Genomic DNA, 7,581 nt, shown 5'->3' with positions numbered 1-7,581 from the left:
GGGGGCGGACATCCCAACGCTTGACGTCGGCCTCGATGTCGCGCAGCACGCCGTAGAGGGTGCGGCTGGCGCCGCTGGTGCCGCGCTCGACCACGGCGACGGGGGTGTCGGCGGGCAGGCCGGCGCCCATCAGGCCGTCGGCGATGCGGCCGATGGTCGCCACCCCCATGTAGACCACCAGGGTGCAGGCGGGATCGGCCAGCCGCGGCCAGTCCAGGTCCAGGTCGCGGTTCTCGCTGAAATGTCCGGTGATCAGGCGGACGCCGCGCGCCACGTCGCGGTGGGTCAGGGGAATGCAGGCGTCGGCGGCGCAGCCGGCGGCGGCGGTGATGCCGGGCACCACCTCGACGGCGATGCCGTAGCGGGCCAGATACAGGGCCTCCTCGCCGCCCCGGCCGAACACGAACGGATCGCCGCCCTTCAGGCGGACCACCCGGCGGCTGGGCCGCGCCAGACTGACCAGCAGGTCGTTGATCTCGTCTTGGGGAAGCAGATGGTGGCCGCTTTCCTTGCCGACGCAGATGCGGGTGGTGCCGGCCGGAATGAGGTCCAGGATGCCCTCGCCCACCAGCCGGTCATAGACCACCACGTCGGCCGACTGGATCAGGCGCAACGCCTTGACGGTCAGCAGTTCGGGGTCGCCGGGGCCGGCGCCGACCAGATGAATCAGGGGGGGGTGATCGTTGCTCATGCCGGAACTCACGGAGTCACTTCGACGGTTCCGGTCATCTCCGGATGCGGGCCGCAGCGATAGGGGTAGACGCCCGGCTTGTCGAAGGTCCGCTTCCAGCTTTCGCCGGGGAACAGCCGGTCGGATTCCTCCAGCCCTTCCTGTTCGAAGAATACGCTGTGGCTGGTGCGCTTCTCGTCGTTGACCCATTCGACGGTGGTGCCTGGCTTGATCCTCAGGACCCTTGGCTCGTACAGATTCTTGTTCATGCCGACTCGCACGGTCTCTCCGGCCACCGATGCCGGCGAGGAGAAGACGATGGCCGCCACGGCCATGATGACAGCCGCCGAAATGCGCATCGTCTCCTCCCGCGGGTTGGGGTTACTGCTTCACCGCCTTGATTTCACCCTCGGCGTCCAGCCCCAGCTTAAGGTCAAGCGAGACGTGATGGAAGCGTCCGCTGGTGAAATCGTCGTGGACGGCGATGCCGACGACATAGCTCTTGCCGGCTTCCAGATTGACGGCGCCGGGCTGATCGGCCTTGAGCTTGCGGGTCATGGTGACCACCCAGTTGGCGCCGTCCTTCTTGCCGGTGAACGCCACCGCCGGGTCGGCCTTCAGCACCCGCTCGGCCAGGATGTAGCCGTGTTCGGACGCGCCGCTGGACTTGTAGCGCAGCAGTTCCAGGAACGATCCGCCCTTCAGCAGGGCGTCCAGGTCGGCCTGGGGCTTCACCTTGTCCCAGTTGTCGCGCTTGGTGGTGTCGAACTGGGTCCGGCTTTCCGGAACGTACTTGGTGACGAATCCGGCCTTGGTGTCGATGCCCTTGGCGGCGCCGAGAGCCGCAGCCGCCGGCGCGGTCGGCATGTCGCGATTGTCGGAATGGCACGAGGTCCAGCAGCCGGAGCGCGCCGCCATGTCGACCTTGCCGCCGTCGATCATCATGGCCAGCTTGATCTCGTTGGCCGGGTCCATCTTGCCGCCCTGGGCGAAGGGAACCGGGCTGTGCGGGCCGGCCGGGAACTCGAAGCGCATGTAAAGGTATTCGGCGTCGTAGGCGGCCTTGACCTGAAGCGGAATGGCCGGCCGCTTGCCGGGGATGGGGGTCTTCTCGGCCTTGGCGCCGGTCACCATCTTGGTGCCCATGTCGGCGGCCTCTTCCGAGTGGCACTCGAAGCAGCGGTCGTTCTTCTTGAAGGCGCGGGCGCCGCCGTGGTCGGTGCCGGTCAGGATCCATTCCATGGACGTCTGGCCGGGGTAGAACAGGACGGTCTTGGCGGCGGCGACCGATCCCCAGTTGATCTCCTTGGGGGCGGCTTGCGCCGCCCCTCCGGAGACCAGGGCACTCGCCAGGAGTGTTGCCAGCATGGTGGTGCGGGAAAGGATGCTCATGGCGCGTGCTCTCCTGTTGTTGGTGACGGTTACATCTTCGAGGCCTTGATCTCGCCCTCGGCGTCGAGGCCGAGCTTGAGGTCGAGGGAAACGTGATGGAAGCGTCCGGAGGTGTAGTCGTCGTGAACGGCGAAGCCGACGCTGTACGACTGACCCGCCACAAGATTGACCTCGCCCGGCTGGGTGGCCTTGAGGCGGCGGACCATGGTGACGACCCACTTGTCGCCTTCCTTCTTGCCGGTATAGGCCACGTCGTTGCCGGGCTTCAGCACCCGTTCGGCCAGGACGTAGCCCTGTTCCGAGACGCCGCTGGACTTGTAGCGGGTCAGGTCGAGGACGGCGCCGCCGGCCAGCAGGGCATCCAGGTCGGCCTGGGGCTTCACCTTGTCCCAGTTGTCGCGCTTGGTGGTGTCGAACTGGGTCCGGCTTTCCGGCACGTACTTGGTGACGAAGCCGCCGGACGTGTCGATGCCCTTGGCGGCGCCCAGCGCGTCCTTGGCGGGGGCGTTGGGCATGTCGCGGCTGTCGGCATGGCACGAGGTCCAGCATCCCGACTGCGTCGCCATGGCGACCTTGTCGCTGCCGATCATCATGGCCAGCTTGATCTCGTTGTCCGGGTCCATCTTGCCGCCTTGGGCGAAGGGGACCGGATTGTGCGGACCGGCCGGGAACTCGAAGCGCATGTAGAGATTGTCCGCGTCGTACGCCGCCTTGATGGACAGCGGGAAGGCGGCGCGCTTGCCGGGGATCGGGGTCTTCTCGGCCTTGGCGCCGGAGACCATCTTGGCCCCCATGTCCGCGGCCTCGTTGCTGTGGCACTCGAAGCAGCGGTCACCCTTGGTAAAGGCCCGCTTTCCACCATGATCCGTGCCGGTCAGAATCCACTCGATGGGGGTCTGTCCGGGGTAGAACAGCACGGTCTTGGTCTCGGCGACCTTGCTCCAGTCGACGGCCTTGCCGGTGACCGGCGGCAGGGCGACGCCCGGCGCGGCCGGAGCGGTGGGAGCGGTGGGAGCGGCGGCGGTGGCCGGGGCGGGAGCGGGAGCGGCCGGCTTGGCGGCGGCGGCCTTCTTGGCCTCGGCTTCCTTGGCCTTCTGCTCCTCTTCCTGCTCCAGCAGGTGGTGGACCGGCTTGTGGGCGATGCCCTTGTGGCAATCGATGCAGGTGCCGCCCTCTTCCTGGGCGTTGACGTGCTGCTTGCGGGCGCGCTGCTTCTGCATCTCGGGGTTCATCTGGTCGAAGGCATGGCAGTTGCGGCATTCCCGCGAATCCGTGCTCTTCATGGTTTCCCAGACGCGCTTGGCGAGCTGATAGCGCTTGCCGTCGAACTTCTCGGGGGTATCCACCGTTCCCAGCAGCCAGTGAAACACCTCGCCGCTGGCCTGGATCTTGCGCACGAACTTGTGGACCCAGTCCTTGGGAACGTGGCAGTCGGAGCAGGAGGCGCGGACGCCGCTGCGGTTGGTGTAGTGGATGGTTTTCTTGTATTCCTGGTAGACGTTGTCCTTCATCTCGTGGCAATTGATGCAGAAGCCCAACGTGTTGGTCGCTTCCATCGCCGTGTTGAAGCCGCCCCAGAAAACGATGCCGCCGACGAAGATCACGGCGGCGCCGAACAGCGACGCCCCCATGATTTTCATTTTCGTCAGCTTGCTGAAAAAGGATTCAGTAGCCATTGCGCTCCCCAGCACCATCTGCTGCCCACGATCGCCGCGCCATCCTTAGCATGATTGCCGGGTGATGGCATTGATCCTGGGCAAATAATCGGAAGATGCCGCGACTCCGCCGGCGGCACCCGACACAACGCCAGACCAGCCTGCATCCCATGACCCCCGGGACGGCATTCGGCCTCAGGCGGGCGCACTCTACTGTCTGGACGGGACGAATTGACGTGACCTTGATCAATTTGATGGAGGATACCGCGATCCGCCTTAACATTAGATTTGTCTTAGTTTTCAGGTGATACGCCATTCCTGCCGGCTCCCACCCCATCCTTATCTCGCGGCCAGGGCATATTAACCGAAGTCAAGGCTGGTATTCCGAGATTAGACAGATGATAATCAACGACGGGGATGCCGGTGTTCCGATGGCGGCATCCAAAGGAGGGACATGGAAACCGAAGCCCTGGGCGCGCTGAGGAGGCACCCGCTGTTTGCGCCGCTTCCTTCCCACGAGATTCACGCCCTGTTGGATGGTCACGAGGTTCTGGAGTTCCCCGAGGGGGCCGTCCTGTTTCGCGAGGCCGACACGGCCAGCCACCTGTTCCTGATCCTGTCGGGCGAGGTGGTCCTGCTGCCGTCTCCCAACGGCGAATCCACCGCCATGCTGCTGCGCCTGACATCGGGCGAGACCGTGGGGGAGGAGGCGGTGCTGTCCGGCATTCCCTATTGTTCCAGCGCCCAGACGACGGCGCCGACCACGGTGATCGCCCTGCCGGCCCATGGGTTGATGGGCTATCTGGAATCCCACTTCGAGGTCGCCATCACCATGATCTCGTCCATGGCGGCGCATCTGCGCGAGCAGGTCAAGGAGATCACCGAGCTCAAGATGCAATCCACCTCCGAGCGGCTGGCCAGCTTCCTGCTGTCCCTGGCGGGCGACGCCTCGGGCCATGCGGTGGTGCGTCTTCCCTATGAAAAACGCCATCTGGCCGAGCATCTGGGCATGGACCCGGCGACCCTGTCGCGCGCTTTCGCCAAATTGCGCGATAAAGGGGTGGTCGCCAGCCGTACGGACAAGGTAGAAATAGCCGATGTGGCAAGGCTGAGGAGCTATGGCGACGGCGCAGCGATTACCCACTAGGAGCAAATCGGCGTCCCAGGCCGAGGGCGGGCCGATTCCGTGTCCCTGCCGTCCGTCCTGCGAGGGCCCGCGGGAGGATTGCGACCGCACCTTGTCGACGCCGCAGCGGCTGTTCCGTGGCTCGCAATCGGCCCAGGAGGTCGTGGCCGCCCTGCCGCTGTTCGAAGGCATTCCCGTCGACGTGGTCAATCGCCTGCTGGCCGATTCCAACACCATCTTCCGCCGCCGCAACACCCTTTTGTTCGGCGCCGGCGACGAGGCCGACTGCTTTTATATCGTGCTGGACGGGTCGGTGAAGCTGTTCGCCCTGGCCCAGGACGGCCGCGAAAGCATCGTCGAGATCTTCGGCCCCGGCACGTCGTTCGCCGAGGCGGCGATGATGTCGGTCGGCCGCTTTCCCCTGAACGCCGAGGTGATCGAGGACGCCACCCTGATCCGGGTGGCGCGGCGCGCCTTTCTTTATACGCTGCATTCCGACCACGCCATGGCCTATCGCATGCTGGCGGCGCTGGTGAAGTGGAACCGCCGGCTGGCCTCCGAAATCCGCGATCTCAAGGAACTGACGCCGTGGCAGCGGGTCGCCGAATTCCTGCTGGCGCACACCGCGTCGGTCGAGGGGAGGGCCGTGGTGTCGCTGCCCTTCAACAAGGAGGTCCTGGCCAGCCGGGTGGGCATTCGCCGCGAAAGCCTGTCGCGGGTGCTGGGGCGGTTGCGGGTCCTTGGCGTCCATACTTCCGGCACGGATGTCCACATCGACGACGTGGCCCTGCTTCGCCGTGCCTGCGACAAGGCGGGATGAGGTTTATTGTCGTACGATCACAAGACTTTCGTTGACCGAATTTGACGATAGTCACATCGTATCGACCGGTTGGAGGGCATTGTGCCCGGACATGAAGCTTCGATCGGGGCCGGAAACCGGCGTATCGATCACAGCGTTGTTTGTCGTAAGGGAGGGTTGCCGTATGTGGAAGGGTGTTCGGAACGCACTGCTGATGTCGGCGTTGCCGTTGGCAATGGGCGGCGCGGCTTTCGCTCAGGAAGCGCAGCCGACTTTGTCCAAGGAAGCCAAGGAATCCAGCGCGAAGATCTACTTCGAGCGTTGCGCCGGCTGCCATGGCGTGCTGCGCAAGGGCGCGACCGGTAAGAATCTCGAGCCGGCGGCGACCGTCAAGCTCGGCCAGGCTCGCCTGGAAAAGATTCTCGCCAATGGCACCGACGGTGGCATGGTCAACTTCGATGACATCCTGACCAAGGATGAAATCCGTGACATGGCCACCTACATCCAGATGACCCCCGACGTTCCGCCGGAATGGGGCATCAAGGACATGACCGCTTCGTGGAAGGTCCAGGTGAAGCCTGAGGACCGTCCCAAGAAGCAGATGAACAAGGTCAACCTGAAGAACGTCTTCTCGGTGACTCTGCGTGACTCCGGCGAAGTCGCCCTCATCGATGGCGACACCAAGAAGATCTGGACCATCATCAAGACCGGCTACGCCGTCCATATCTCCCGCCTGTCCGCCTCCGGCCGCTATGTCTACGTCATCGGCCGCGACGGCAAGCTGGACCTGATCGATCTGTGGATGGAGACCCCCGCGGTCGTCTCCACCATCAAGATCGGCATGGACGCCCGTTCGGTCGACACCTCGAAGTTCAAGGGCTACGAGGACAAGTACGCCGTGGCCGGCTCCTATTGGCCGCCGCAGTACGTGATCATGGACGGCTACACCCTGAAGCCGCTCAAGATCGTCTCCACCCGCGGCGTGACCGTGGATGGCGAGTATCATCCCGAGCCGCGCGTGGCCTCGATCGTCTCGTCGATGATCAAGCCGGAATGGGTGATCAACCTCAAGGAAACCGGCCTGATCAAGCTGGTCGACTACTCCGACATCAAGAACCTCAAGGAAACGACCATCGAATCCGCGAAGTTCCTGCATGACGGTGGCTGGGACGCCTCCAAGCGTTACTTCCTGGTGGCCGCCAATGCGTCCGACAAGGTCGCCGTGGTCGACACCAAGGAAGGCAAGCTGGCCGGCCTGGTCTCCACCAAGGCGAAGCCCCACCCGGGCCGCGGCGCGAACTTCAACCATCCGAAGTTCGGCCCCGTCTGGGCGACCTCGCACCTGGGCGCCGACGTGATCACCCTGATCGGCACCGATCCGGTGAAGCACAAGGCCAATGCCTGGAAGGTCGTCGCCGAGCTGAAGAACCATGGCGCCGGTTCGCTGTTCGTCAAGACCCACCCCAAGTCCAACAACCTCTGGGCCGACGCTCCGCTGATGCCCGAGAAGGAACTGGCCGAGTCGGTGACCGTCTATGACATCAAGAACCTCGACAAGGGTCCGGAAGTGATCAACATCGCCAAGATGGCCGATCTGCCCGAGACCAAGGCGGTCAAGCGCGCCGTCCATGCCGAGTACAACGAAAAGGGCGATGAAGTCTGGTTCTCGATCTGGGCCGGCAAGACCGATCCGTCCGCGATCGTGATCATCGACGACAAGACCCGCAAGCTGAAGGCGGTGATCAAGGATCCGAAGCTGATCACCCCGACCGGCAAGTTCAACGTCTGGAACACCCAGCACGACATCTACTAAGAAACGTGCAGGGTTATACGACCCGTCCCCGGAGACCTCTGGTCTCCGGGGATTTTTTTATTGGCGGCATCATGAACCCGTCCATCGCGTCCGATGGCTTTGGAGTGAACGGTCTCACCATCCATC

At 64.2% G+C, this 7,581-nt stretch carries 7 protein-coding genes; 3 read left to right on the top strand and 4 right to left on the bottom strand.

Going from position 1 to position 7,581, the window contains the following annotated elements:
• The 4 genes from cobA to MTBSS4_RS16095 form a co-directional block, all read right to left on the bottom strand.
• Positions 1-691, bottom strand: a 691-nt coding sequence (gene cobA, locus MTBSS4_RS16110) for a uroporphyrinogen-III C-methyltransferase (protein ID WP_173984428.1), incomplete at its 3' end; no start/stop codon positions are given.
• A gap of 8 nt (positions 692-699) precedes the next feature.
• The gene (locus tag MTBSS4_RS16105; protein WP_173984427.1) at positions 700-1,029 is read right to left on the bottom strand and encodes a plastocyanin/azurin family copper-binding protein; all 330 of its coding nucleotides are present in this window, start codon (positions 1,027-1,029) and stop codon (positions 700-702) included.
• A 22-nt stretch (positions 1,030-1,051) separates the two neighbouring features.
• On the bottom strand, positions 1,052-2,062 hold the full coding sequence (locus MTBSS4_RS16100) for an ethylbenzene dehydrogenase-related protein (protein WP_173984426.1): 1,011 nt from the start codon (positions 2,060-2,062) through the stop codon (positions 1,052-1,054).
• A gap of 29 nt (positions 2,063-2,091) precedes the next feature.
• On the bottom strand, positions 2,092-3,738 hold the full coding sequence (locus MTBSS4_RS16095; protein WP_173984425.1) for a NapC/NirT family cytochrome c: 1,647 nt from the start codon (positions 3,736-3,738) through the stop codon (positions 2,092-2,094).
• A gap of 433 nt (positions 3,739-4,171) precedes the next feature.
• Between MTBSS4_RS16095 and MTBSS4_RS16090 the strand changes: the two genes are divergently transcribed.
• From MTBSS4_RS16090 to MTBSS4_RS16080, 3 genes are all read left to right on the top strand, one after another.
• Positions 4,172-4,864, top strand: coding sequence for a Crp/Fnr family transcriptional regulator (locus MTBSS4_RS16090; protein ID WP_173984424.1), 693 nt, complete (start codon positions 4,172-4,174; stop codon positions 4,862-4,864).
• 91 nt (positions 4,865-4,955) lie between these two features.
• Positions 4,956-5,663, top strand: coding sequence for a Crp/Fnr family transcriptional regulator (locus MTBSS4_RS16085; RefSeq protein WP_254432605.1), 708 nt, complete (start codon positions 4,956-4,958; stop codon positions 5,661-5,663).
• Positions 5,664-5,826: 163 nt separating this feature from the next.
• Entirely contained in the window at positions 5,827-7,455 is a 1,629-nt protein-coding gene (locus MTBSS4_RS16080; protein WP_173984422.1) for a cytochrome D1 domain-containing protein, read from the top strand.
• Positions 7,456-7,581 lie beyond the last annotated feature (126 nt).

This window comes from Magnetospirillum sp. SS-4 (genome assembly GCF_902729425.1).
GTDB lineage: Bacteria > Pseudomonadota > Alphaproteobacteria > Rhodospirillales > Magnetospirillaceae > Phaeospirillum.
The sequence above is the reverse complement of the archived record's forward strand: the minus strand, read 5'-3'. Positions and strand labels throughout refer to the sequence as shown.

Bases quoted from the DNA above. Each gene is read 5' to 3' on its own strand.
- MTBSS4_RS16105 (WP_173984427.1), bottom strand. From the start codon at position 1,029: ATGCGCATTTCGGCGGCTGTCATCATGGCCGTGGCGGCCATCGTCTTC.
- MTBSS4_RS16100 (WP_173984426.1), bottom strand. From the start codon at position 2,062: ATGAGCATCCTTTCCCGCACCACCATGCTGGCAACACTCCTGGCGAGT.
- MTBSS4_RS16095 (WP_173984425.1), bottom strand. From the start codon at position 3,738: ATGGCTACTGAATCCTTTTTCAGCAAGCTGACGAAAATGAAAATCATG.
- MTBSS4_RS16090 (WP_173984424.1), top strand. From the start codon at position 4,172: ATGGAAACCGAAGCCCTGGGCGCGCTGAGGAGGCACCCGCTGTTTGCG.
- MTBSS4_RS16080 (WP_173984422.1), top strand. From the start codon at position 5,827: ATGTGGAAGGGTGTTCGGAACGCACTGCTGATGTCGGCGTTGCCGTTG.